Source organism: Streptomyces sp. NPDC028907 (genome assembly GCF_055564995.1).
The window spans coordinates 481,242-505,514 of record NZ_JBVHVE010000003.1; the positions used below are offsets into that span (position 1 = coordinate 481,242).

Here is a 24,273-nt window from a genome sequence, read left to right on the forward strand (position 1 = left end):
CACACAGGAGGCTCACAGCGGTCCATGACCGCTCCGTCCGGCGAATGTGACCGGACCATGACCGTTCCTCACCAGTCGCCGTCACATCGCTCGGACGCGGCTGACCTCGACTTTTACGGCTCTACAGTCACGGCATCGCCGCATCACCCACCCCATTCCCGTCCTCCCGGAGGTCCCGTTGTCGCGCATCCGTGTACTGCCGCACAGCCGTGTGCTCGCCCCTGCCCGTGTCCGGGCCGCCGTCGTGGCCGCCCTGCTGGTGCCCCTCGCCGCCTGCTCGTCGAACGGCTCCCCCGGCTCCCCCGGCTCCTCGGACACCGACGCAAAGCCGAACGCCGACGACCGTCCTGTCACGGTCACCGTCACGCCCACCGGACAACGCGTCCCGGCCGGCGAGCCCGTGAAGGTCACCGCCTCGGGCGGCAGACTCACCTCGGTGACCGTCACCGACGGCGAGGGCCACAGGCTCGCCGGCAAGGTCGCCGCCGACGGCCGCTCCTGGATCTCCGACCGCAGGGCCGTCCCCGGCGCGGCCTACGCGGTGACGGCGGCGACCCGGAGCGAGGGCGGCACCGCCAAGAGCACCAGGGCCTCCTTCACCACGGCCGCCGCCGCCAAGGTCAACAAGGTCGACTGGCGGCCGGGCACCGGCACCACCGTCGGCGTCGCCCAGCCGATCTCCCTCGTCTTCGACAACCCGGTCAGGAACCGGGCCGAGGTCGAGAAGCAGCTCAAGATCACCACTTCGAACGACACCGAGGGCTCCTGGGGCTGGATCCGCGACTGGTCGGGCCGGGACCGGGTGGACTGGCGGCCCAAGGAGTACTGGAAGCCCGGCACCGAGGTCACGCTGAACGCCACGCTGAACGGCACCGACTCGGGCACGGCCGGCGGCTGGTTCGTACGCGACTACACGACCACCTTCACCATCGGCGCCCGGCAGATCGTCGAGGTCGACCTCGACGACCACCAACTCACCCTCGTACGCGACGGCAAGACGGTCCGCCGCATACCCGTCTCCGGCGGCACGCCCGGCGGTGACAAGCGCTCCTGGCGCGGAACCGCCGTACTCATGGCCAAGGAGGGCACGATCAACATGAACTCCGAGACGGTGGGCCTGGGCGACGCCTACGACAAGATGGTCGACTACTCGATGCGGCTGACCTGGTCGGGCATGTACGCCCACGCCGCCCCGTGGAACGCCCGCTGGTTCGGCAACTCCAACCAGAGCTCCGGCTGCATAGGGATGAGCGACGCGAACGCCGCCTGGTTCTACGGGCAGGTGCGGCCGGGCGACCCGTTCGAGATCACCGGCAAGGACACCAAGGGTGTGGTCGACCCCGGCAACGGCTTCGGCGCGTGGAACCTTTCCTGGAGCGAGTGGCGGCAGAAGAGCGCGCTGCGTTGAGGGCCGGTCGAATTGTGCGTGATCGGTAACAGAGGGATCCCCCCGCCGCTTTCCCCCCTCTTGCCGGATGCACGGGCCACAGCGACGGCGAGGGACAGGGACATGGTGCGAAGCGGCGGACGGGGATGGTACGGCAAGGTGCTCGCAGCGGCGCTCGGCGTGACCGCGGTAGCCGCGATGACCTCGTTCTGGAACGCGCAGGTCGGTTCCGCCGGCCAACGGCCCGCCCAGGCAGGCGTGTCGGCGCCGCCCGCCAAGTCGCCCGCCCAGCCGCAGGGCCGGACGTCCAAGCCGGTGTCGGCGGAGATCGCGCACGCCTCGGACGGCGGCGCCCGGAGCGTCAACATCACCATCGACGACGGGCCGGACCCCGTGTGGACGCCCCAGGTGCTCCAGGTGTTGCGGGAGAACGGTGTGAAGGCCACGTTCTGCATGGTGGGCACGCAGGCCCGCGCCCACCCGGACCTGGTCAGGACGGTGGTGGCGGCCGGGCACCGGCTCTGCGACCACACGGTCTCGCACGACGTCACCATGGACCGCAAGTCCGAGGCCTACCAGTCCCAGCAGATCCTGGACGCCGAACGCATGATCACCGAGGCGTCCGGCGGCGTCCGCCCGCTGTACTACCGGGCCCCGGGAGGAGCCTTCACGCCGTACAGCCGGCACCTCGCCGCGTCCCGCGGAATGCGTCCGCTCGGCTGGAACATCGACTCCAAGGACTTCGAACTCCCCGGCACGGCCGCCATGGTCGCCACCGTCAAGAACGAGATCTCCAACGGCCCGACCCTGCTCTTCCACGACGCGGGCGGCGACCGATCCCAGACGGTGGCCGCCCTGCGCGAGGTCCTGCCGTGGCTGAAGGGCCAGGGGTACGCGTTCGGCTTCCCGGTCCGCTGACGCCCGGGCCGGGTCGGCGGCCGACCCGGCCCGGGCACCGCGAGAACGGCGGTCTTCACGTCACACGGTCAGCGGTACGTCCCCGTGCCCAGCAGATCGGGAAGCGGGTTGACGAGGTCGCCGGCCGGTGACCGCCCTTCGGCGGACGGGGTGGCCGTCGGCCAGACCGCGGGGCAGTGGGTGCCCCTGCGGGGGGTCTTGAGGGTGGTGAGGTAGGTGTCGATGGCGTCCCGGGCGCACGGGCTCAGCCAGTAGTCGCCGTGGCCGACACCGTCGTACGTGAGGAGTACGGCCTCGCGGCCGATCTGGCGGGCCGCGCTCGCGCCCCACGAGTAGGGGGTGGCCGGGTCGAAGCGGCTGTTCGTCATCAGGATCGGCGGGGTTCCGTCCACGTGCAGCCTGCGCTGCGGGTTGCTCACCTCGGCCGGCCAGTTCTGGCAGCCGGTCTGGACCGTCCAGCCGAGCGGGCTGAAGCGGGTGACGGGGGCGCGGCGGTTGAGCTCGCGTTCGAAGCGGGCGAGGGTGCCGTACGAGGGGACGTGGAGGTCGTAGTCCTGGCACATCACCGAGTAGAACGGGTACCCGACCGGCTCGCCGTACTTCCCCAGGGCCCGCGCCGCCGCGGGGTCGGCGGCGTCCAGGTCGGCGAGGGCCTGAGCGAACTCGAACCAGCCGGCCGGGTCGTACATGTTGCTCAGAGCGATGGTCTGCAGGTCCTCGGGGGTGACCGTGCGAGGCGGGTCGCCCGGCAGGACCAGGTCACCGGCCTCCGCGCGCTTGTGGAGCGAGTCGAACAGAGCGCGCGCGTCACGGTCGTGGAGCGCGCAGGACGGCGTACGGGCGCACCAGTCGGCGAACTGGCCGTACGACGACTCCACCGCGTCGGTCTCGGTCTTCTGGAACTCCCAGTTGCCCAGGCTGTGGTCCATGTTCGAGTCGAGGGTCATCGCCCGGACGCGGTGCGGGTAGCGCTCGGCGTACTGCTGGCCGATCGCGGTGCCGTACGAGACCCCGTAGTAGCTGATCCGCTGCTCGCCCAGGCCAGCGCGGATCGCGTCCATGTCACGGACGACGCTCCCGGTGTCCATGTGGTCGGCCAGCGGCCCGGTGAGGTCACGGCAGCTCTCGCCGAGCGCGCGGTTCGCCTTCCGGAGGGCGGCGAAGGAGGCGGCGCTGTCGGGATAGAGCAGCGCGTCCTGGGCCTTCACCCGGTCCAGGTCGCACTTCACCGGGTTGCTGCGGCCGACGCCCCGCGGGTCGAAGCCCACGATGTCGAAACGCGCCAGCAGTTCGGGCGAGAAGGTGTCGGGCGCCCCGAGCGCGAAGTCCACTCCGGAGCCGCCCGGGCCGCCCGGGTTGATCAGCAGCGAGCCGATCCGCCGCCCGGGGTCGGTGGCCGGGTGCCGGGCCAGCGCCAGTTCGAAGGTCGCACCACGCGGCCGCTTCCAGTCGACGGGCACCTCCAGCGTGGCGCACTCGAAACCGCCTGAGGCGCCCTGCCCGGGCGGCGCTTCACAGGCCTTCCAGGCTATTCGCCCGGCCGCGGGTTCCTCGGCCGCCGAAGCCACGGCCGTCCCGGCGAGCGACTGCCCGACCAGCGCGGCGACCACAGCTCCGACAGCGAGCCTCCTGCGCGCCTTCGCACGCGGGATCGGTGGGGGGTTGGACGTCACTGATGTCCTCCATGAATCAGGGTTCACAGACGGACCACAGCTTCGGCCCAACAGCCTTGTGAATCAAGGGAGATGAGGAGGCATCAGGAGCTGGTGGCGGTTCGGCTCCGCGCCAGCGGTTGACCTTCGAGTCGGTTGAAGCCGGACGATGACGGGGTGCCGAACTCTGAGCTGATGCCGATCGGGGTCTTTGCCCGGCGCACCGGTCTGACACCCAGTGCGCTGCGGTTCTACGCCGACTCCGGGCTGCTGCCCCCTGCCCGGACCGACCCGGTCTCGGGCTACCGCTACTACAGCGCTGACCAGGTCGCACGGGCCGTCGAGCTTCGTCGGCTCCGTCAGATCGCCATGCCCCTCAGTGCTGTCGAGGCGGTTCTCGATGCCGAGCCCGATGACTCGGCCCGGCTGATCGACGAGCACGTCGCGAAGGTTCTGGGCGACGCGGAAGCGGTGCGGCGGAAGGCCGCCCTGATCAAGTCGTCGCTCGCGAACGCGCCGAGCGTGCCGATCGCCACGCTGAAGGGTCCCGTGCTGGCTGACGCGATCGAGCAGGTCCTGACGGCTACCGCACGCGATCCGGGGATGCCGGTGCTCGGGGCAGTGCGTGTCGAGGCGGCCAGGGAAGCGGTCACCCTGACGGCGACCGACCGCTACCGGCTCGCGACACGAACCCTGGTTCCTGCCGAACCGGCGGTCTCGGCCTGGGCGGGCACGGTAAGCGGTGACGAACTGCGGGCCGCTGTGGGCGCGGTTCGCCGCAGCATGCTGGTGCGAGTCGAAGCCGCGTCGCACGGGGTCCGGCTACGCACGGCGGACCGGGAGGACCAGCATTGCCGGCTGCTGTCGGAGGAGTTCCCCGACCACCGGCTGATGCTCACTTCACTGTCCGAGGTCACGACCCGGGTGACCGTCCCCAAGGATCTGCTCTTGGGAGCCCTGGAAGAACATCCGGACGACTGTCTCTCCCTCTGCGTGACCCGTCACGGCCTGAGGGCGCTGCCGGCTGACGACGAGCACCCCGGGTTCTCACTCCCGGCCGCTGTGACGGGAGAAACCCTGCGGATCTCCTTCGAGCTGACCACGCTCTATCCGGCCGTCAGCACCGCCATCGGCCCCGACGTGCTGCTCGACCTGCGAGGACCTGACCAGCCCGGCACGGTCCGCTCCGCCGACCGCGGCGATCTCACCACCCTGGTCATGCCCGTCAGACCCGACCGCTCCGCCTGAACAGAGACGATGAGGACCGCTCCGATGACCACTGCTGCCGCTGCGTCCGCCGGCCCCGACCCGACCATGGAAGCCATCGGCGAGGCCGTCATCGAGGCACGGGCCGGCGACCTCGCCTGCGCCCGCCAGAAGCTGCTGGACCTCTGGTCCACGATCGGCCCCGCCGGCGACCCGCTGCACCGCTGCTCCCTCGCCCATCACCTGGCAGACCTCTACGAAGACCCCGCCCGGTCGCTGGCCTGGGACATCCGGGCCCTGGACGCCGCCGACGCCCTGACCGATCAGCGCGTGCACGCGCACCACGCCGGTCTCCGAGTCGCCGGCTTCTATCCGTCCCTGCACCTCAACCTCGCCGACGACTACCGGCGGCTCGGGTCCTTCGACGCTGCCGCCGAGCACATCGGCGCGGCCCAGGAGAATGCCCCGAACCTGCCCCAGGACGCATACGGTGCCCTGCTGCGCACCGCCATCGAGCAGGTGGCTGAGGCCATCACCCAGCGGAACACCGACAAGCGGGCCTCGCCCCCAAGTCACCCTGCATGACGGAGGGCCACTGCGCGGCGGCCCGCCCCGCCTATCCTGGCAGTGAGTGGCCGACATACACGGTCAGGGGGTTCTCGGACGTTCCGGGACGAGCCAGGGAGGCCCCCGTGAGTGCGTATCGGCGTCGTGCGGTGCTTGCCGCGGCCGCGTTGCCGCTGGCCGTGGTCGTCGCCGTGTCGCTGAGCGGCTGCGGCGCGGGCGGGAGTGGCTCCGGTGAGGGCGGGTTCAAGGTCGGGCTGTTGTTCAGCCAGAACGTGCAGACGCGCTGGGAGAGGTTCGACAAGCCACTGATCGAGAAACGGGTCACGGAGCTGTGCGCGCAGTGCACGGTGGACTACGCCAACGCCGAGGGGGACGTCGCCACCCAGCAGCAACAGGTGGAGACCATGATCAACAGGGGCGTCGAGGTCCTGCTCCTCAGCGCCGTGAACTTCAGATCGCTGCGTTCCTCCGTCGAGCGGGCCCACGACGCCGGCATCCCGGTGATCGCCTACGACGGTCTCGTCGAGGGCCCGATCTCGGCCCATGTCTCCTTCGACAACGAACGGGTCGGCAGGCTCCAGGGCGAGGCGCTCCTGCGGGCACTGGGGAACAGGGCCGCCGGCGGGCAGATCGTCATGATGAACGGCCCCCAGACCTCCCCGACGAACGTCGCGTTCAAGAAGGGCGCGCTGTCCGTGCTCCAGGGCGAGGTCAGGATCGGCAAGTCGTACGACACCCCGGGCTGGAGCCAGGAGACCGCCCACACCAACATGGAAACCGCCCTCGCCGCCCTGGGCACCGACGGCGTCGACGGCGTCTACGCCGCCAACGACGGGCTGGCCGCCGGCGTGATCTCCGCCCTCAAGAACGCCGGCATCGACCCGCTGCCGCCGGTCACCGGCCAGGACGCCGACCTGGCCGCCGTACAGCGCATCGTGCTGGGCGAGCAGTACATGAGCGTGTACAAACCCTTCAAGGCCGAGGCCGACGCGGCCGCGAGGATCGCCGTCGGCCTGGGGCGCGGCGAGGACATCACCGACCTCACCGACACCACGGTCGACACGGCCACCACCAAGCACATCCCGGCCGTCCGGCTCGACCCCGTCCCCGTGACCGTCGCCGACATCAGGTCCACCGTGGTCAAGGACGGCGTCTACACGATCGGCCAGATCTGCCCGCCGCAGCTCGCGGCCGCTTGCCGGAAGGCCGGGCTCACCGAGTGAGGGCGGGCCCCGGCCAGGCTTGGGAAAGTCTGTCTTCGCGGAGCCACATCTCCATGCCCGGCGGCGTTAGGGTTGTCGGAGTCCCCGAAACGAAGGTGCCATGCCCGCTGAGAACGTCCCCGTCGCCGGGAATCTCGACGACGACGACTATCCCGCCTACACCATGGGACGAGCCGCCGACGTTCTCGGCATCACCCCCGCCTTCCTCCGCGCCGTCGGCGGCACCGGACTGATCACCCCGCTGCGTTCCGAGGGCGGCCACCGCCGCTACTCCCGCCGCCAGTTGCGTACCGCCGCCCGTGCCCGTGAGCTCGTCGACCAGGGCACCCCCATCGAGGCCGCCTGCCGGATCATCTCCCTGGAGGACCAGCTGGAGGACGCCCTCCGGCTGAACCGGGACATGCGCCGGAGGCTGGACGAGCGGGACGCGGACGGCTAGATACCTGATCCGGCCGGTACAGAATTATGGTCTACGACGGGACGAGAATTCCTGGGCGGCAGCGAAAATGCATGGGGACTTCCGGCCCGACTGTGTTAGCGTGATACCAGTTGCAGTTTTGGTTGCCAGAGACTTGTTTCTTTGCAGAGCTTTCCGGATCTTTCCGGAGGGGTGATCATCGCGGCGACTCGGATCCGTAAAGTGCGGATTCCGGCACTGCCCCCCAAGGGAGATTCAATATGGCATCTGGCACCGTGAAGTGGTTCAACGCGGAAAAGGGCTTCGGCTTCATCGAGCAGGACGGCGGCGGCGCTGACGTGTTCGCCCACTACTCGAACATCGCTACCAGCGGCTTCCGCGAGCTTCAGGAAGGCCAGAAGGTTACCTTCGACGTCACGCAGGGTCAGAAGGGCCCGCAGGCCGAGAACATCGTTCCCGCCTGACGTCTACTGACGCGAACATGAGGCTGGGGCCCGCGCTCTTGGGGTGCGGGCCCCAGCTCATTGTTTTCCCCGCGTTCTCCGAGTTTCCGGATCACTGACCGCCCCGGCTTCCCCGCCGAGCGGCATTTTGTATTCTCTCGGCTCATTCTTGCGAATCCGCGTGCGGTTCCCCACCGCTGGGCAGAATTCCTCGATACGCCGGATCGAGGAAGGTTCCCCATGAACCGCACCCGCCGTACCGGCGGTAGCCCAGGACGTGTCCGCGCCCACAAGACAGGCCGGCAGAACCCCCGGGCACGCACCACGACCACCCGCCCGCAGGAGTTCACCCTGCCGGTCACCCTCACCGAGCCGCTGCCGGCGGTCGCGACCTTCGCCGAGCTGGACCTGCCGGCCCGGCTGCTGACCGCGCTCGCCGGCGAGGGCGTGACCGTGCCCTTCCCGATCCAGGCCGCCACGCTGCCGAACGCGCTGGCCGGACGGGACGTACTGGGCCGGGGCCGCACCGGCTCGGGCAAGACGCTCGCCTTCGGCCTGCCCGTGCTGGCCCGGCTGAACGGGCGGCGGGCCGAACCCCGACAGCCCCTCGCGCTCGTCCTCGTTCCCACCCGGGAACTGGCCCAGCAGGTCACCGACGCGCTCACCCCCTACGCCCGCGCCCTGCGGCTGCGGCTCGCCACCGTCGTGGGCGGCATGGCGATCGGCCGGCAGGCGACCGCGCTGCGCGGCGGCGCCGAAGTCGTCGTGGCGACACCCGGCCGGCTCAAGGACCTCATCGAACGGGGCGACTGCCGGCTGGACCAGGTCGGCGTCACCGTCCTGGACGAGGCCGACCAGATGGCCGACATGGGCTTCATGCCGCAGGTGACCGCCCTGCTCGACCAGGTGGCCCCCGGCGGCCAGCGACTGCTGTTCTCGGCCACCCTGGACCGCAACATCGACCTCCTGGTACGCCGCTACCTCCACGACCCCGTGGTGCACTCGGTGGACCCGTCCGCGGGCGCCGTCAGCACCATGGAGCACCATCTGCTGCACGTGCAGGACGCCGACAAGCACACCACCGCGACCGAGATCGCCGCCCGCGACGGCCGGGTGATCATGTTCCTGGACACCAAGCACGCCGCGGACCGGCTGGCCAAGCACCTGCTGTCCGTGGGAGTACGGGCCTCGGCCCTGCACGGCGGCAAGTCCCAGCCACAGCGCAACAAGACGCTCGCCCGGTTCAAGGACGGCGAGGTCACGGTCCTGGTGGCCACCAACGTCGCCGCCCGCGGCATCCACGTCGACGACCTCGACCTCGTCGTCAACGTCGATCCGCCCGGCGACCACAAGGACTATCTGCACCGCGGTGGCCGTACCGCACGTGCCGGTGAGTCCGGCACCGTCGTCACCCTCGTCCTGCCGCACCAGCGGCGCGCGATGGACCGTCTGATGGCCGACGCCGGCATCACGCCGCGCTCCGCCCAGGTCCGCCCCGGCGAGGCCGAACTGCACCGCATCACCGGCGCCCGCACCCCCTCCGGCGTGCCCGTCACCCTCACCCCGCCACCCGCCGAGCAGGGCGAACGCACCGCGTCCCCCGGTCGCGGCCGGCGAGGTCGGGGCACCGGCCGCAGCGGCAACGGACGCTCCACCAGCCGGAACCGTCGATCCACCCCGAGGAACACCCAGCGGAACACCCCGTAGCCCAGGCAACTGAAGTGGAGGCACCCATGCGTTGTGTCATCGCCCGTTTCCCCTTCGACCTGATCAAGAGCGAGGTCGAGCAGTCGATGAGCGGCGTCACGCCCGAACCCCTCGCGGGCGTGGCCGTCACCATCGGCCGTCGCGTGTACCCCGTGATGCAGGTCGGGGAAGTGATCACCCGGCAGAACCGTCGCGACTTCACCGCGGGGGAGATGCGCCGGGCGCTGACCCGGCTCGGTTTCACCTGCCACGACACGCCTCCGGTCAGGCCGGCCGGGGACACGCGGGCCGACGAGGGTGCGCTGGGCTGGTGACGTCTCGGCCGCTGCCCGCACCGTGACGGCCGTGGTCGGGCTAGGCTCCTGAGACATGACGCACCCTGACGACCTGCTCGTCGCGATTGCCGCGATGGTGGAGTCGCGGCACAGCAGCCAGATGTCCCTGACCGTGGTGATCCCGGGAGCCGTCATCACGGGACGGCTGGCCCCGGAAGCCCTGTGGAAGGAACGCGTGGCCGAAGTCCTGCGGGACTCCGACCACCTGCGGCCGTTCGCCGCCGCGTTCACCCCGCCCGAGGACGGCGGCGGCCACCGGCCGGATCCCGGAGCCGGACCCACGCATCTCCACTTCCACGTCGCCCGGATCCTCCAGGGCAGCTTCGGCATCCCCGACACGGGCGGCATGTACCGGGTCGCGCTGAAGGACGTGAGCGCCTGGACCATCGGGGACATCGGCTACTCCGACCAGTGAAAGCCCCCGGCTCCTCCCCGCGCGCGGGGAGGAGCCGGGGGCTGACGCGCGGCTCGGTCTACGCGGCGTCGTCACCCGTCACGTCGGTCACCGTCCAGCGCTGGTTGGCACCGGAGTTCGGCTGCCACACGCCGACGGTGGCTCCGTCGTTCGTGGACTGGCCGGAGACGTCCGGGAGCTGTCCGGTGGCGGCGTTGACGAGGGTCCAGGTGCCGTCGCCGGTCGTCGACATGATCCACTGGGCGGCGCTGTCACGGCGGCCCTCGTCGGGCTCGGCCACCAGGGCTCCGTCACGGACGGCGAGGCGCTTGTCCTCGGTCGCCTCGGTGAAGACGTACCGCTTGCGGTTGTCGCTGCCGTTGCCGCTGATCTGCTCCAGGCGCCACTGCCGGCCGCTGGGGTCGGAGGCGTCGGCGCTCCTGATGACGAGGCCGGTGCCGTTGTCGGCGATGGTGAGGTCCTTGCCGCTCTGGACGCCGGTCAGCCGGTAGGTGTGGCCCTTGCGCAGCTCGGCCGCGTCCTTCGCGACCCCAAAGACGCCCTTGACCAGGAACGACGTCACGGACTGGGCGGGCACGGCGATCGTGGCCTGCTTGCCGGTGACCCGGACGGGCTTCTGCTTCTCCAGCTTGCCGTCGGCGCTGGTCACCACTGGGGTGACGGTGGCGCGCGAGGAGACGCGGCCGAACTTCGACAGGTCGAGCGTGACGTCGCGGGCCTCGGTGGTGCTGTTGACGTGGACGACGGTCGCCGAGTCGCCCTTGCGGGAGACCGCCGCGGTGCTGGAGGTGTCGTTCGTCTTGATCAGCCGGTCGCCGGGCTTGATGAAGTGGGTGAAGTTACGGGCCGTGTCGAACTTGGTGTTGGTGTAGATCGGGCAGGACTCCAGGGTGTCCTTCGAGGTGCAGCTGAACGACAGCTGGATCTCGCCCCAGTTGCCGCCCTTCGCGGACTCGCCGCCCGGCTTCATGTTGTCGTAGTCCTCGACGGGCTGCCAGAACACCCAGGCACGGGGCTCCAGTTCGCGCAGGTCGTCGACGATGCGCTGGGCGAGTCCGAGGCCGGGGCGCATGTCCGTGAAGCTCTGGCCGTCGCCCCAGTCGCCCTCGACCTCGCTCATCCACAGCGGCTTGTCGGCGGCCTTGGCCAGGTCGCGGACGGTGGTGCGCTGGCTGGTGCCGTAGGTGTGGACGTTCATCTGGCCGACGAGGTCGCGGACCTCCTGGGGGTATGAGTTCCAGTTGGTCGCGAAGGTGCCGGGGTTGGTCTCGTCCATCGCGGAGATCTCCGCGCCGGTCCTCGACTTCTCCAGGGTCGGGCCCAGCGCGCGGAGCACCTTCTGCTGGAGCTCGGGGCCGATGTGGGCGCCTTCCTGGCGGCCGCCGACGGGCTCGCCGTCCGGGCCGAGCTTGGTGCCCCAGTAGTCGGTGTTCGGCTCGTTGAACGGGTCGAGGGTGTCGACCTTGATGCGGTGCGCCTTCTCCAGCCGTTCGGTGGCGCCCACCAGGTACTTGGCGAAGTCGTCCACGGACTCCGTCTTGAGCTGGTCCTTGCCCGCGTCGAAGTTGCCGGAGACGTAGCCGCTCTCGGTCATGAACCACGGCGGGGAGTTGCTGAAGGTCTCCCAGTGGGTGATGTCCTTCTTGATCCGGTCGACCCACCAACGCTGCGTCTTGTCGGCCTTGTTGTTCCAGTCGGCGGGGTCGTCGGCGTCCCACCAGTCGACGTCCTCGCGGGTGGTGCCGGCCGGGGCCTTCCACCAGCCCTCGACCGCGCCGCCGGCCCGCAGGTAGTCCTTGACGTCGGGGGCGTTGCCGCCGCCGATGTTGTAGCGGGCGATGTTCAGGGCGAGGCCGTCGTCGCCGAAGAGGAGCCTGGCGAGCTTCTCGCGGATCGCGGGCGGGTAGTCGCCGGTGGCGTTGGCGAACCAGACCAGGCTGGTGCCCCAGCCCTCGAACTTCTCCTGCTTGTAGGAGGGGTCGGGGCGGACGGTGACCGAAGCGGCGGCGGCCGTGTCCGCTGGCGCGGCCGGCAGTGCGGTGGCGGCCAGCACGGTGCCGGTCGCGAGGGCGGTGACGCCGATGCCCAGGAGTCTTCTCTTACGGGTGCGGTGTGCCATCTCGAGTACTCCAGCTCTTCCGTGCGCCGCGCGGACCGGTGCGGATTCGATGCGGGTCGATGCGATTCGGTTCGGTTCGGTACGGTTCGGTGTATTCTCGTCCGGTTTCGGCTCGTAATGTTTACGTAAACATCCGCTGGCGGGATGTCTACACTGTGCGAATCTCGGCGGTCAAGGAGTTGGCCGGAACCGAAAGTTGCGCACCCAGGGGGCAGCGTGGGGACGACGGACAGGGAGGACGCGCCGATGGACACGCGCCCCACGGGAGGCCGTACGCGCGGGCGTGCCGCCCGGCCACGCCAGGGCGCGTCCATGGCCGACGTCGCCCAGCTGGCCGGGGTCTCCTCGCAGACGGTCTCCCGCGTCTCGAACGGCTTCCCGGGAGTGACCGAGGAGACCCGGCAGCAGGTCATGGCCGCGATGCGGGAGCTGGGCTACCGGCCCAACAGCGCCGCGCGGGCCCTCAAGCGGGGCGAGTTCCGCACCCTGGGCGTGATCACCTTCTCCCTGTCCACCCACGGGAACATCCGCACCCTTGAGGCCATCGCGACCTCCGCCGCCCGGCACGGGTACGCCGTCACACTGCTCCCCGTCGCCGTCCCCACCCAGGACGAGGTGAACGGCGCCTTCTCCCGCCTCGGGGAACTCGCCGTGGACGCGGTCATCGTCATCATGGAGATCCACCTCCTCGACGCGGCGACGGTCTCGCTGCCGCCCGGCGTCCAGGTCGTGGTGGCCGACTCGGACGCCGGCGACCGCTACACCGTCGTCGACACCGACCAGGCGGGCGGCGCCCGCGACGCCGTACGGCATCTGCTGGACCTCGGCCATGAGACCGTCTGGCACCTGGCCGGCCCCGAGGACTCCTTCGCCGCCCAGCGCCGTGCCAACGCCTGGCGCGACGCCCTCACGGAGGCCGGTGTGACCCCACCGCCCCTGGTGCGCGGCGACTGGTCCGCGGAGTCGGGCTACCGCGCGGGCCTCAGCCTCGCCGACCACCCCGACTGCACGGCGGTGTTCGCGGCCAACGACCAGATGGCCCTCGGCCTGCTCCGCGCCCTGCACGAACGCGGCCGCAGGGTCCCCGACGACGTCAGCGTCATCGGCTTCGACGACCTCCCCGAGTCCGCGTCCTTCCTCCCTCCGCTCACCACCATCCACCAGGACTTCGCCGAGGTCGGCCGCCTCTGCGTCGAGGGCATCATCACCAAGATCCGCCACGGTGACACGACCCACGGCACGACGCTGGTACCGACGCGGCTCGTGGTGCGGGAGAGCACGGGGGCGGGGCCGGGTGCGCGGGGGGACGTCTAGGGCGTACCTCGCGGCGGCGCCGGCGGCAGCGTCCTGAGGTCCGGAGCCGGTTCCGGCCAGACCAGGAGGAGGGGGCAGGGGGCGTGGTCGACGACGAAGCGGCTGGGCGGGGCGAGGCTGTGAGGGCCGAGGCGGGTCCGGTCGCCGTCACGGGCCAGGACCAGTAGGTCGGCGCCGTCACTCGCCGCGACGACCTCGTGCTCGACGCGGCCGGTGCGTTCGGCGCGGGTGCAGGGGCGGGCGAGGCGGTCGGCGGCGGCCTGGAGGAGGGTCTCGGCGGAGGCGGCGGCAAGGTGTTCGACGCGGGTGCCGGGGTCCCTCCCCCAGCCTTCGGCCGGGCGGTGCCCCCACGGGTGGCCGCGGCCGAGGAGCCCGGCGAACGCGCCGTGGGCGGCGTCCGCGACGTCGGGGCCGGTGACGTGCAGCAGGACGATCTCGGCGTCCTCAGGGGCGTGCCGGCGTGCGGCGTCCACGCAGGCGGGCCAGGTGCCCTCGACGATCCAGACGACCACCACCGCCATGGATCGGCCTCCCTCCGGTCAGGTTCCGATCAGGGCCAGTGACGCCCACAGTGCCAGCACCGAGGCGCCCAGGCTCGCCGGTACGGCGAACAGGCCGAGCCGGGTGAACTCGCCCAGCCGCACCTCCGCGTCGTGGGCGTGCACGATACGCCGCCACAGCAGGGTGGCCAACGAACCGGCGTACGTGAGGTTGGGACCGATGTTCACCCCGAGCAGCACGGCGAGGACGGCGCCGGGGCCGGTCGCGGCGGCGGGCGGCAGCAGGACCAGCACGGCGGGCAGGTTGTTGATCGCGTTGGCCAGGACGGCGGCCAGCACGGCGATGCCGAGCAGGGCGAGCGGCCCGGTGCCGTCCGGGATCAGGTGGCCCAACGCCGTGTCGAGGCCGTTGTCCACGACCGCGCGGACCACGATCCCGAGCGCCAGGACGAACGCCAGGAACGGCACCGAGACCGACCGCAACAGCGCCTTCGGCGTCGTACGGCGCCGCAGCAGGGCCCGTACGCCGAGGACCGTCGCGCCCGCCAGGGCCGCCCAGGCCGGGTCGACGCCGAGCGCCGAGGTCAGCACGAACCCGGCCAGCGTGCACGCGACCGTCACCAGGGCGAACAGCGGCAGTGCGGGGGCGTCGCCGGTGGACGGGGCCTGGGCGCCGGCGTCCAGGTCGGTGGCGAAGAAACGCCGGAAGACCACGTACTCCACGACGATCGCGGCCACCCACGGCAGCGCCATCAGCGCGGCGAACCGGGTGAAGCTCAGCCCGCTCGCGGCGAACGCCAGCAGGTTCGTCAGGTTGGACACCGGCAGGAGCAGGGAGGCCGTGTTGGAGAGGTGCGTGCAGGCGTAGACGTGCGGCTTCGGGCGGGCGCCGAGCCGGGCCGCGGTGGCGAACACCACCGGCGTGAGCAGCACCACCGTGGCGTCCAGGCTCAGTACGGCCGTGATCGCCGACGCGGCCAGGAACACCTGCGCCAGCAGCCGGCGCGGCCGGCCCGCCGCCGTACGCGCCATCCACGCCCCGCAGGCCTGGAACAGCCCTTCGTCGTCGCAGAGTTGGGCGAGGACCAGGACAGCCGCGAGGAAGCCGATCACCGGGCCGAGCCGTTCGGCCTCGTCGAGCGCGTGGGCCGGGGAGATCGCCCCGGTGGCCACGACGAGTGCCGCGGCCGGTACGGCGACCACGGCCTCCGGCCAGTTGAAGGGGCGGACGACGGCGCAGACCAGCACGAGCACGAGCATGGCCACGGACAGGGTCTCCGCGAGCGGGGTGTTCAGGTTCGGTCCTTCCAGGCGGTCACGGGGGCGATCTCGCCGCACGGTACTCCGCGCGGGTAAGCGCTCCCGGTACCCCGCCCGGTCAGCGTTCGTGCACCACGCGCCCGTCGAACACCGTGAGGTCGACCTCGGCGTCGGTGACGTCGTGCGGGTCGAGGTCGATCAGCGGGCGGTCCAGGACGCACAGGTCGGCCACCTTGCCCGGCTCGATCGTGCCCTTCCAGTCGTCGGCGAAGTCCTGCCAGGCCGGGGTCGCGGTGTAGGCGCGCAGGGCGTCGGCGAGCGGCACGCACTGCTCGGGGCCGCTCGTCCGGCCGGTGGCCTTCGACTCGCGCAGCATCATCGAGGCGACGCCCTGCCGCCAGTCGGGCTCGGTGATCGGCGCGTCCGAGCTCGCGCACACCCGCACACCGGCCGCCACCGCGGCTTGTACCGGCCACTGGTAGGCCGAGCGCTCCGGTCCCACGACCTCGTCCATCAGATCGGAGACGGTCCACTTGATCGCGGGGTTCATATTGACGCCGTAGCCGTGCGCGGCCAGTTCGGCCAGGCTGCCGGGGCCGATGAAGTCGCCGTGGATGACGTAGTGCCGGGCGTCGGGCCGGGGCGCGGACGCCTGCGCGGCGGCGAAGGCGTCGACGACGGTGTCGATGGCCCGGTCGCCGGTGACGTGCACCCCGAGCTGGAACCCGGCCTCGTGGGCGACGCGGATCATCTCCCGGAGCTCGTCGACCTGGAGGGCGGGGGTGGCGCCGTGCACGCAGAGTGCGCCGTGGCCGCCGCCGGTGTAGGGCTCGGTCATCCAGGCGGTGCGGTTCGGCGGCACTCCGTCGGCGAAGATCTTCACGCCGATGGCGTTCAGCAGCCGCGGGTCCGCCGACCGCGGGCGGCGCAGTTCCGCGAGCCCCTTGCGCAGGTCGTCGGCCGAGCCGCCCATGGGCGCGGGCAGCAGCAGCACGCTGACGCGGGCGTCGAGTTCACCGTCGGCGACGAGGTCGGCGTACGCGGTCCAGTTGTCGGTGCTCAGGCCGCCGAAGAGGGTTCCGGTGCCGCCGGGGCCGAGGCCGGGCTCGGTGTAGCTGGTGATGCCGCGCGCGTGCAGTTCCCCAACGACGTCCTGGATGGCCCGGCGGCGCTGCTCGACGGTCGGGGTCGGCAGCGCGTCCTGCACGAGCCGCTGGGCGGCCTCCCGCAGGATGCCGGTGGGCGCGCCGTCGGCGTCGAGGTCGATGACGCCGCCCGCCGGCGGCACCGTACCGGCGTCGATGCCGCAGCGGCGCAGCGCAGCCGAGTTCACCCACACCATGTGCGAGGAGAAGTCGGTCAGGCAGACCGGGTGGTCCGGCGCGACGGCGTCCAGGTCGCGGCGGTGCGGCAAGCGGCGCGGGTCGGCCAGGCACTCGGCGAGGTAACCGGGGTCCCAGCCGAGGCCCACGATCCACTCGCCGGGCCGGGCGGCCCGTACCGCCTGCCGAACGGCCGCGACGACGTCGGCGATCGAGCCCACCGCGGGGTGGCCGACGGCCAGGGCGAACGGCGGCTTCGTCATCCCGTAAGCGGCCCCGTGCAGATGCGAGTCGTTGATCCCGGGCAGCACGGTCCGCCCGGCCAGCTCCACGACCCGGGTGCCGGGCCCGGCCAGCGCACGCATCCGCGCGTCACTGCCGACGGCCACGATGTCCCGGCCGCGCACGGCCACGCCCTCGGCGACGGTGAAGTCCCGGTCGACGGTGAGGACTTGACCGCCGGTGAGGACGAGGGTCGGAGGCTGCGCGCCGATGGGGCTCATGCCGGGCTTCCTTAAAGGATCGGGGCCGATCGGGACCGGGACCCTGGGCGTCGGGTCGTCCGGCTGTGCCGACCAGGTAAGACCGCTCCGCCGCGCGCCGCCATCCGTAGAAATACCGACCGGGCGAGCGGACCACGAAAGCCCACGGCCCGCGCGCCGCACGTTCAGCCATCCCTTGTCGGGCACCGAGCGCCCTCGTATATTTGGGCCCGAACGAAAATGTGGTCCTCCCGAGCCGCTCCCCGGAGGCTCGTATGCTCAGCCACCACCAGATGCTCAGCCACCACCAGATCGCGGCGGCCACCCGCATCGGCATGCTCACCCGCGAGCACGACACCGTCTCCGCCTGCGCCGAGGCCCTGCGCGAACTCGCCCGCGCCCTCCCCCTGGACGCGGCGACGCTGCTCACCGTGGACCCGCTGACCGGCGCCCACGTCCAGCTGGCGGGCATCGGCTACACCGCCGAGACCGCGCAGGCCCTGGCCGGTGAGTTCGTGGCGACGCCCTGGTACCGCAATGTCGTGGAGCGGGAGCTGCCGCCGTCCATCTCCGCGGACGGCGAGGACCCGCAGGAGTTCGGGCCGCGCTTTCGCCAGGGCTGGTTCTACGCCGAGCGGGTCCGCCCGGCCGGGTTCCGCGACGGCGTGACCGGGGCGCTGCGGCACCACGAGCGCCTGGTCGGGCTGGTGCACCTCAACACGGAGAGCCCGGACGCCTACGACACGGAGGCGCGCCGCCTGCTCGCCTCCGTACTGCCCGCCCTCGCGGTGCTCGCCGACCCGGTCGCGTCCGCCGCCGCCCCGCACCGCCTCCCGGCGAAGGGCAGGGCCTGCCTCGTGACCGCCGACGCGGTGCTCGACCTGCCCGGCCATGGACGCCCCGAGGTACTGCGGGACGCGGAACTGCACGGCCTGCTCCGGGCGTTCACCTCGACGACGGCCGGGAACCGGGTGCGGCTGCTGTGGCCGGCCGACGGCGCCTGGTACCGCGTCGTACTCCACCGGCACCGGCCGGGCCCGGGGTTCGCGACGGACGCGGTGCTGGTCCACGAGACGCCCACCCAAGTGCCGTACGGACTCAGCCCGCGCGAGCTGGAGGTGCTCACCCGCGCCGCCACCGGCGAGACCAACCAGGCCATCGCCGAGGCCCTGTTCCTCTCCCCTCGCACGGTGCACACCCATGTCGAGCACCTGCTCCGCAAGACCGGCGCCACCTCCCGCGCCGAGGCCACCGCCCTCGCCGTCCGCGACGGTCTGCTCCGCCCGGCGCCGGAGCAACTGGCGTTCTTCGTGGAGCGGTGAGTCGACGGGGCGGGGATCGAAGGATCGGGGATCGGTGGGTGGTTACGCGTCCTCGGGGCGGAAGGTGACGGAGTCCCCGGAGAAGCGGGCGCTCAGGCCGTCCTGGGAAGCGACGGTGCTCGGGCTGGTCCGAGGTGTTCGTCGCTCCTGCGAGTTGCGGTGCTCGCCTTCGGCCCCAAGCATGGCCTCAGGGAACAGCGGCAGAGCCCCTCGGAGGGGCACGTCCCGGGAAGACATGAGAGCCATGACGTTTCCTGCGGCCCGGTCCGCCACCCGTCGCCGGACAGGGCGCACCCGACCGGCATGCGTGCGATCGGCATGACCGACGACGACCGGCCGCTGCGCTGTCTGGTCACCGGCGCCACCGGTTACCTGGGCGGCAGGCTGGTGCCGGAGTTGCTCGCGGCCGGGTACTCGGTGCGCTGCCTGGCCCGCTCACCCGGCAAGCTGCAGGACCATCCGTGGGCAGGGCAGGCGGAAGCCGTGCGCGGGGACGTGACGGACGAGGCGTCTGTGCGGGCGGCCATGGAGGGAACGGACGTCGCGTACTACCTGGTGCACGCGCTGAACACCGGGCGGGGTTTCGAGGAGACCGACCGGCGCGCGGCCAGGATCTTCGGTGAGCAGGCGCGTGCCGCCGGAGTCCGGCGGATCGTCTACCTCGGCGGGCTGAGCCCCTCCGGAGTATCCGAGAACGCACTGTCACCCCATCTGCGGTCCCGCGCCGAAGTGGGCCGGATCCTCCTGGCCTCGGGCGTACCGACCGCCGTACTGCGGGCAGCGGTGGTCATCGGATCGGGCTCGGCCTCGTTCGAGATGCTGCGCCATCTGACCGAGCGGCTTCCCGTGATGGTGACCCCGAGCTGGGTGCGCACCCGCATCCAGCCGATCGCCGTCCGCGACGTGCTCCGCCTCCTCGTGGGGTGCGCGCGGCTGCCGCAGGACGTGAACCGAGCCTTCGACATCGGCGGGCCGGATGTCGTCACGTACCAGGAGATGATGCGGCGGTACGCCGTCGTCGCCGGGCTGCCGAAACGCGTCATCGTCCCCGTTCCGTTGCTCACCCCCCGGTTGTCCAGCCTCTGGGTCGGTCTGGTCACCCCGGTGCCGGGCGCTCTCGCCCGCCCACTGGTCGAGTCGCTGAAACACGAGGTGGTCTGCGCCGAGCGGGACATCGTCCGGTACGTGCCGGACCCACCGGAGGGGCCGGTCACCCTCGACCGGGCGATCCGGCTGGCTCTGCGGCGCGTGCGGGACGCGGACGTGGCCACCCGGTGGTCCTCGGCCTCGACTCCCCGCGCCCCCAGCGACCCGCTGCCGACCGACCCGGACTGGGCGGGCGGCAGCCTCTACACGGACTACCGCCGGCGCACGGTCGCGGCGTCGCCGCAGGCTCTGTGGCGGGTGGTGGAGGCGATCGGCGGCGAGAACGGCTGGTACTCCTCGCCGCTGGCCTGGTCCCTGCGCGGCTGGCTGGACACCCTGGTGGGCGGTGTCGGCCTGCGTCGGGGCCGCCGAGACGCGACCCGGCTGCGGGTCGGCGACAGCCTGGACTTCTGGCGAGTGGAGGAGATCGAGCCGGGCCGGCTGCTTCGGCTGCGCGCGGAGATGCGGCTGCCGGGCCTGGCCTGGCTGGAGATGACCGTCGACCCGGACCCACAGGGGTGCGCGGTGTACCGGCAGCGGGCCCTGTTCCACCCGCACGGCCTGGCCGGGCACGCCTACTGGTGGGGCGTGGCCCCGTTCCACGCCGCGGTCTTCGGCGGCATGGCCCGCAACATCGCGGCCGCGGCCGAATCGGCCGCCCCAGAACCGGCCCGCACCCGCTGAGGGATCGAGGAACCGTGCGCGTTGCGTCGCCCTGTTCACCGCGGACCTGCGGGTGCACGACAACCCGGTCCTGCGGGCCGCTCTGAGAGACGCGGAACACGTGGTCCCGCTCTTCGTCGTCGACACCGGCATCCGCCGCGCCGGTTTCGCCGTGCCCAACCGGGCGGCGTTCCTGGCCGACACCCTGGCCGACCTCGACGCCGCCCTGCGGGAACGGGGCGGCCGGTTGGTGGTGCGGCTCGGTGACGTGGTCGAGGAGACCTGCCGGGTGGCGGCGGAGGCCGGCGCCCATACCGTGCATCTCGCGGGCGGGGGGAGCCGGTACGCGGTACGGCGCGAGGACCGCTGCGCGCGGAGCTGGCTGGCGACCGGCGCGAACTTCACGTGCACGACCCCTCGTTGACGGTCGTACCGACAGGGACGCTGACACCCTCGGGCGGCGGCAAGGACCACTTCGCGGTCTTCACCCCGTACTTCCGCCGCTGGGAGAGCTTCGCCGTGCGGGGCGTCCTGCGGGCGCCGCACACCGTACGGGTACCCGACGTACGCTCGGCGGACCTGCCCCGCGCCGAGTCCCTCGCGGTGGGCTCCCCGTCGCCCGGTCTGCCCGCCGGAGGGAAATCCGAGGCGCGCCGCAGGCTGCGGTCATGGCTGTCCGGCCCGCTGTCCGCCTACGACGAGCGGCACGACGACCTGGCCGCCGACGCGACCTCGCGGCTCTCGCCGTATCTGCACTTCGGTTGTCTGTCCCCCACCGAACTGCTGCACCGGGCCCGCGCCCAGGACAACGCCGGGTCGCACGCCTTCGTCCGCCAGCTCGCCTGGCGGGACTTCCACCACCAGGTCCTGGCGGCCCGCCCCGAAGCGGCCGCACGCTGACCTCGAACTCGGCCCAGCAGCGCTTGCCTGCCGGCATCGGATCGAATCCGTGGCGATCCGCGAGCGCGGCGACGAGGAACAGGCCGCGTCCGCCCTCCTCGTCCGCGCCGGGCAGACCGACCTGCGGGACGTCGGGGCTGGTGTCGGTCACCTCGATCAGCAGATGCGCGTCGCTCAGGCGGGCACTGGCCGAGATGGGCCCCTGCCCCGCATGCCGTACCGCGTTCGTGATCAGCTCAGCTGCCACCAGCTCCGCCGTCTCCAGGAGCTCCGGCTCCAGGAAGGCGCCCCACGCTCGTATCGCACCCGCGAGCCGCTGCCGCGCGGACGTAGCGGCAGCAGACGTGCCGGAAACGGGAAAACGGACGTGGTGCACTTCCATGAGCGGCCTCCTGGATCGGTGCTGCTCCTCCACGCAACCGCGCCAGGGACAAGCGGAACCAGGCCGTGTGCTGGGGCTGCATCACCTATGCAGGAGCTGCATCACAGCCAATTGCCCCTCAGCTACGCTCGGTTGAGCAGGCAGGATCGGCGACGGCAGGAGGAGCCGTGGCACAGATGGCCGAGGCACAGAGTGAAGCGAGACGGATCGGTGAAGTGATCCGTCAGGCGCGCGTGTTACAGCGGCGCTCCCAGAAGGACGTCGCCGCCGCACTGGGGTATCACCAGTCGAAGGTGAGCCGCCTGGAGAGTGGCCGGGGCACACAGGACGTCCGCATGCTGCGCGAGGTCGCGCAGGTGCTGGACATTCCACCGCACCGCCTTGGCCTCGCCGCCGCTTCGAATGCCAGCCCCTCGGACCCTGAGACAGAGGACATGCACCGCCGTACCTTTCTCGCCGCCGGCATCACCGCGCTCGCGGCTCGGCCTTCGCGCGCCGCACCTCATCACGATCTGGTCCAGGTCCTGCTGCCCGGTACGACTCCCGCGGCCACCGGCCAGGCCATGAGCATCAACGAGCTACGCGACCGGACACGGACCGCACGCCGGCTGTTCTGCACGTGCGACTACACCGAGCTGGAGCGGACCCTGCCGGGTCTGATCGCCGACCTGCGTCAGGCTGCCGACGGCTCATCCGGCTCGGCCGATGCGTCCGCCTTGCTCGCGACCGCGTACCAGACGTCGGTGAGCCTGATGCTGAAGAGAGCCGACCAAGGCAACGCCTGGCTCGCGGCCGGTCGCGCCATGGCCGAGGCGGAGCGGTCCGGGGACCCCGTTGTGCTCGCCGCCAGCGTCCGTGTTCACGCTCACGTCCTCGTTCGCGAGAAGCACACCGCACAGGCCGTGAACATCATCCGCCACACCGCCGACCAGCTCACCGGCTCCTACGACCAGCGCCCGCCGCGCTATCTGGCAGCGGTCGGCCTGCTGCTGCTCCGCGGGGCGACCGCCGCCAGCAGGAACGGCGACCCGGACACCACCGAGGACTTCCTCACGGAGGCCAGGGAAGTCGCGCGCTACGTCACCTTCGACCGACCCGACGCCTGGGCGAACTTCAGTCCCACCAACGTCGCCCTTCACCAGGTCAGCGCGGCGGTCTCCTTCGGGGACGCCGGCATTGCCCTGAAGACCGCCCGCCCCCTCATGCGCCGGCACATTCCCGTCCCCGAGCGTCGCGCTGCCCTGTGGGTCGAGGCCGCCCGCGCCTACAACCAGCAGGGCCGCCTCGCCGACGGGTACCAGGCGCTGCGCATCGCCGAAAGCTGCGCGGCCCAGGACATCCGCCGCCCCGCTGTCCGGGAACTGGTCGCGGATATGGCCGCCCGCGACCGTCGCCGTACGCTGCCCGCACTGCATCACTTCAGCCGTCAACTGGGAGTCCCCGCGTGAGCGACCAGCCCGACCAGCAGGCCAAGAAGCCGTTCCTGTACATCGTCGTGTGCGCGGCCGGAGTCGCCGACAGCGTCGGCAAGCTGATCACGGCTGCTCAGGAGGCGAACTGGAACGTGGGTGTTGTGGCCACCCCGCAGGGCTTGGGCTTCATCGACACGGAGGCGGTCGAAGCCCAGACCGGCTACCCGATCCGCTCGGCCTGGCGCTCACCCGGCGATCCTCGCCCCTTGCCGCCCGCCGACGCCATTGCGGTGGCGCCGGCCACCTTCAACACGGTCAACAAGTGGGCGGCAGGGATCTCCGACACTCTGGCCCTGGGCATCCTGTGTGAGGCGTACGGCATGGGCATCCCCACCGCAGTCCTGCCGTACGTGAACTCGGCCCAGGCCGCCCACCCCGCGTATCGGCAGAGCCTGGAGCGGTTGCGCGAGATGGACGTCCTGATCGGCTCGTACGAGCCTCACCGGCCGAAGGCAGGCGGCGGGGCGGATCGCTACCGCTGGGATGAGGCGCTGGAACTGCTCACTCCCAAGGTGTCCACGCGGCCGTGATGCCGAGGAGAGTGACGGTGCTGCTGGACTGTCAGGCCAGCTCGAACTGTGCGCCCTGGCGCTGAGGTAGCTGTCCGAACCGGAGATCGGGCGGGCAACTTACGCCAGTTGCAGGCCGCTCTGGTGAGCCTCAGGATCCGGGTAGCAAGGCTGTGACGGTGGACTGGACGAGCTGGGCTGCGGCGAGGACGCCGGGGATGCCTCCGCATCGTTCGACGAGGTTCTGGAGCATGTAGCGCAGGGTGCCGGGGTCCTGATCGGGTTCGTCGAGCCGCGGGGCGATCATGCCGAGGTCGCGCAGGGCGCCGTCCACCTCGGGGTACTGGCCGCGCAGTTCTTCCAGGCGCCGTCGTAGGTCGTCGATGCTTTCACGGGCCTTGTCGACGGCTTCGTTGGTGATGTTGTTGGTCTGGGTGGCGTTCTGGGAGAACGGCGCGGCTTGGGCGGGGCCGGTCATGTGACCGGTGTTGATGATGCCGAAGTTGGGGCCGTTCGGTACGGGGTCGGGCTGACGACGGATGGGCATGCGGGGCTCCTGGCGGGTCCTTGGGTCAGTTCGTCATGGAGGGGTTGACGGAGAACGGAGTGGC

General features: G+C 71.5%; 22 protein-coding genes and 2 pseudogenes. 16 read left to right on the forward strand and 8 right to left on the reverse strand.

What is annotated here, in order from left to right; genetic code table 11:
- The first annotated feature begins 178 nt into the window (after nt 1-178).
- Both ACZ4UU_RS11270 and ACZ4UU_RS11275 read left to right on the forward strand, forming a co-directional pair.
- On the forward strand, nt 179-1,408 hold the full coding sequence (locus tag ACZ4UU_RS11270; protein ID WP_468038681.1) for a L,D-transpeptidase: 1,230 nt from the start codon (nt 179-181) through the stop codon (nt 1,406-1,408).
- A gap of 102 nt (nt 1,409-1,510) precedes the next feature.
- Entirely contained in the window at nt 1,511-2,305 is a 795-nt protein-coding gene (locus ACZ4UU_RS11275) for a polysaccharide deacetylase family protein (RefSeq protein WP_468038683.1), read from the forward strand.
- A gap of 68 nt (nt 2,306-2,373) precedes the next feature.
- On the opposite strand, the gene ACZ4UU_RS11280 is transcribed toward ACZ4UU_RS11275, so the two are convergent.
- Entirely contained in the window at nt 2,374-3,978 is a 1,605-nt protein-coding gene (locus ACZ4UU_RS11280; RefSeq protein WP_468038685.1) for an alpha/beta fold hydrolase, read from the reverse strand.
- 156 nt (nt 3,979-4,134) lie between these two features.
- On the opposite strand from ACZ4UU_RS11280, the gene ACZ4UU_RS11285 reads away from it, so the two are divergent.
- The 8 genes from ACZ4UU_RS11285 to ACZ4UU_RS11320 all read left to right on the forward strand — a co-directional run bounded on the left by ACZ4UU_RS11285 (nt 4,135) and on the right by ACZ4UU_RS11320 (nt 10,271).
- Nucleotides 4,135-5,205 carry a DNA polymerase III subunit beta family protein gene (locus ACZ4UU_RS11285; RefSeq protein ID WP_468038687.1) on the forward strand — a complete coding sequence of 357 codons (1,071 nt, stop codon included), beginning with the start codon at nt 4,135-4,137 and terminating at the stop codon, nt 5,203-5,205.
- Nucleotides 5,206-5,229: 24 nt separating this feature from the next.
- Nucleotides 5,230-5,748, forward strand: a complete 519-nt coding sequence (locus tag ACZ4UU_RS11290; protein ID WP_468038689.1) for a hypothetical protein — start codon at nt 5,230-5,232, stop codon at nt 5,746-5,748.
- A gap of 107 nt (nt 5,749-5,855) precedes the next feature.
- The gene (locus ACZ4UU_RS11295) at nt 5,856-6,953 is read left to right on the forward strand and encodes a sugar ABC transporter substrate-binding protein (protein ID WP_468038691.1); all 1,098 of its coding nucleotides are present in this window, start codon (nt 5,856-5,858) and stop codon (nt 6,951-6,953) included.
- Nucleotides 6,954-7,053: 100 nt separating this feature from the next.
- Nucleotides 7,054-7,392 (forward strand): MerR family transcriptional regulator, encoded by a 339-nt coding sequence (locus ACZ4UU_RS11300; protein ID WP_468038693.1) that lies wholly within the window; start codon nt 7,054-7,056, stop codon nt 7,390-7,392.
- A gap of 239 nt (nt 7,393-7,631) precedes the next feature.
- Nucleotides 7,632-7,835: a cold-shock protein gene (locus ACZ4UU_RS11305; RefSeq protein WP_007383480.1), complete on the forward strand. Its 204-nt coding sequence runs from the start codon at nt 7,632-7,634 to the stop codon at nt 7,833-7,835.
- A 219-nt stretch (nt 7,836-8,054) separates the two neighbouring features.
- On the forward strand, nt 8,055-9,521 hold the full coding sequence (locus tag ACZ4UU_RS11310; RefSeq protein ID WP_468038695.1) for a DEAD/DEAH box helicase: 1,467 nt from the start codon (nt 8,055-8,057) through the stop codon (nt 9,519-9,521).
- Between the two features lie 26 nt (nt 9,522-9,547).
- Nucleotides 9,548-9,835, forward strand: a complete 288-nt coding sequence (locus ACZ4UU_RS11315; RefSeq protein ID WP_468038697.1) for an SCO5918 family protein — start codon at nt 9,548-9,550, stop codon at nt 9,833-9,835.
- Between the two features lie 55 nt (nt 9,836-9,890).
- The gene (locus tag ACZ4UU_RS11320; RefSeq protein ID WP_468038699.1) at nt 9,891-10,271 is read left to right on the forward strand and encodes a hypothetical protein; all 381 of its coding nucleotides are present in this window, start codon (nt 9,891-9,893) and stop codon (nt 10,269-10,271) included.
- Between the two features lie 58 nt (nt 10,272-10,329).
- Here the strand turns inward: ACZ4UU_RS11320 and ACZ4UU_RS11325 are convergent, their stop codons facing one another.
- Nucleotides 10,330-12,390 (reverse strand): glycoside hydrolase, encoded by a 2,061-nt coding sequence (locus ACZ4UU_RS11325; protein ID WP_468038701.1) that lies wholly within the window; start codon nt 12,388-12,390, stop codon nt 10,330-10,332.
- Between the two features lie 312 nt (nt 12,391-12,702).
- On the opposite strand from ACZ4UU_RS11325, the gene ACZ4UU_RS11330 reads away from it, so the two are divergent.
- A complete protein-coding gene (locus tag ACZ4UU_RS11330) occupies nt 12,703-13,704 on the forward strand; it encodes a LacI family DNA-binding transcriptional regulator (RefSeq protein ID WP_468039198.1) in 1,002 nt (333 codons plus the stop codon).
- Here ACZ4UU_RS11330 and ACZ4UU_RS11335 read toward each other — a convergent pair.
- The 3 genes from ACZ4UU_RS11335 to ACZ4UU_RS11345 all read right to left on the reverse strand — a co-directional run bounded on the left by ACZ4UU_RS11335 (nt 13,701) and on the right by ACZ4UU_RS11345 (nt 17,289).
- Nucleotides 13,701-14,225 carry a universal stress protein gene (locus ACZ4UU_RS11335; RefSeq protein ID WP_468038703.1) on the reverse strand — a complete coding sequence of 175 codons (525 nt, stop codon included), beginning with the start codon at nt 14,223-14,225 and terminating at the stop codon, nt 13,701-13,703. The genes ACZ4UU_RS11330 and ACZ4UU_RS11335 overlap by 4 nt on opposite strands.
- 18 nt (nt 14,226-14,243) lie before the next feature.
- Nucleotides 14,244-15,500, reverse strand: coding sequence for an arsenic transporter (locus ACZ4UU_RS11340; protein ID WP_468039199.1), 1,257 nt, complete (start codon nt 15,498-15,500; stop codon nt 14,244-14,246).
- An 82-nt stretch (nt 15,501-15,582) separates the two neighbouring features.
- Nucleotides 15,583-17,289 (reverse strand): amidohydrolase, encoded by a 1,707-nt coding sequence (locus ACZ4UU_RS11345; RefSeq protein ID WP_468038705.1) that lies wholly within the window; start codon nt 17,287-17,289, stop codon nt 15,583-15,585.
- Between the two features lie 254 nt (nt 17,290-17,543).
- Here ACZ4UU_RS11345 and ACZ4UU_RS11350 point away from each other — a divergent pair, with 254 nt between their 5' ends.
- Nucleotides 17,544-18,590 (forward strand): helix-turn-helix transcriptional regulator, encoded by a 1,047-nt coding sequence (locus ACZ4UU_RS11350; RefSeq protein ID WP_468038707.1) that lies wholly within the window; start codon nt 17,544-17,546, stop codon nt 18,588-18,590.
- A gap of 42 nt (nt 18,591-18,632) precedes the next feature.
- On the opposite strand, the gene ACZ4UU_RS11355 is transcribed toward ACZ4UU_RS11350, so the two are convergent.
- The gene (locus ACZ4UU_RS11355; RefSeq protein ID WP_468038709.1) at nt 18,633-18,773 is read right to left on the reverse strand and encodes a hypothetical protein; all 141 of its coding nucleotides are present in this window, start codon (nt 18,771-18,773) and stop codon (nt 18,633-18,635) included.
- Nucleotides 18,774-18,893: 120 nt separating this feature from the next.
- Between ACZ4UU_RS11355 and ACZ4UU_RS11360 the strand changes: the two genes are divergently transcribed.
- Together ACZ4UU_RS11360 and ACZ4UU_RS11365 are read left to right on the forward strand one after the other, a co-directional pair.
- Entirely contained in the window at nt 18,894-20,420 is a 1,527-nt protein-coding gene (locus tag ACZ4UU_RS11360) for an SDR family oxidoreductase (RefSeq protein WP_468038711.1), read from the forward strand.
- Between the two features lie 31 nt (nt 20,421-20,451).
- Nucleotides 20,452-21,290 (forward strand): annotated as a pseudogene (locus ACZ4UU_RS11365) (deoxyribodipyrimidine photo-lyase); the annotation flags it as partial.
- 103 nt (nt 21,291-21,393) lie between these two features.
- On the opposite strand, the pseudogene ACZ4UU_RS11370 reads toward ACZ4UU_RS11365, so the two are convergent.
- Nucleotides 21,394-21,681: pseudogene (locus ACZ4UU_RS11370) on the reverse strand (ATP-binding protein); the annotation flags it as partial.
- Between the two features lie 176 nt (nt 21,682-21,857).
- Between ACZ4UU_RS11370 and ACZ4UU_RS11375 the strand changes: the two are divergent.
- Together ACZ4UU_RS11375 and ACZ4UU_RS11380 are read left to right on the forward strand one after the other, a co-directional pair.
- Complete coding sequence (locus ACZ4UU_RS11375; protein WP_468038713.1) at nt 21,858-23,129, forward strand: helix-turn-helix domain-containing protein; 1,272 nt, start codon at nt 21,858-21,860, stop codon at nt 23,127-23,129.
- Nucleotides 23,126-23,683, forward strand: coding sequence for a flavoprotein (locus ACZ4UU_RS11380; protein WP_468038715.1), 558 nt, complete (start codon nt 23,126-23,128; stop codon nt 23,681-23,683). Before ACZ4UU_RS11375 ends, ACZ4UU_RS11380 begins: the two co-directional genes overlap by 4 nt.
- Nucleotides 23,684-23,813: 130 nt before the next feature.
- Here the strand turns inward: ACZ4UU_RS11380 and ACZ4UU_RS11385 are convergent, their stop codons facing one another.
- Entirely contained in the window at nt 23,814-24,209 is a 396-nt protein-coding gene (locus ACZ4UU_RS11385; RefSeq protein ID WP_468038717.1) for a hypothetical protein, read from the reverse strand.
- Nucleotides 24,210-24,273 lie beyond the last annotated feature (64 nt).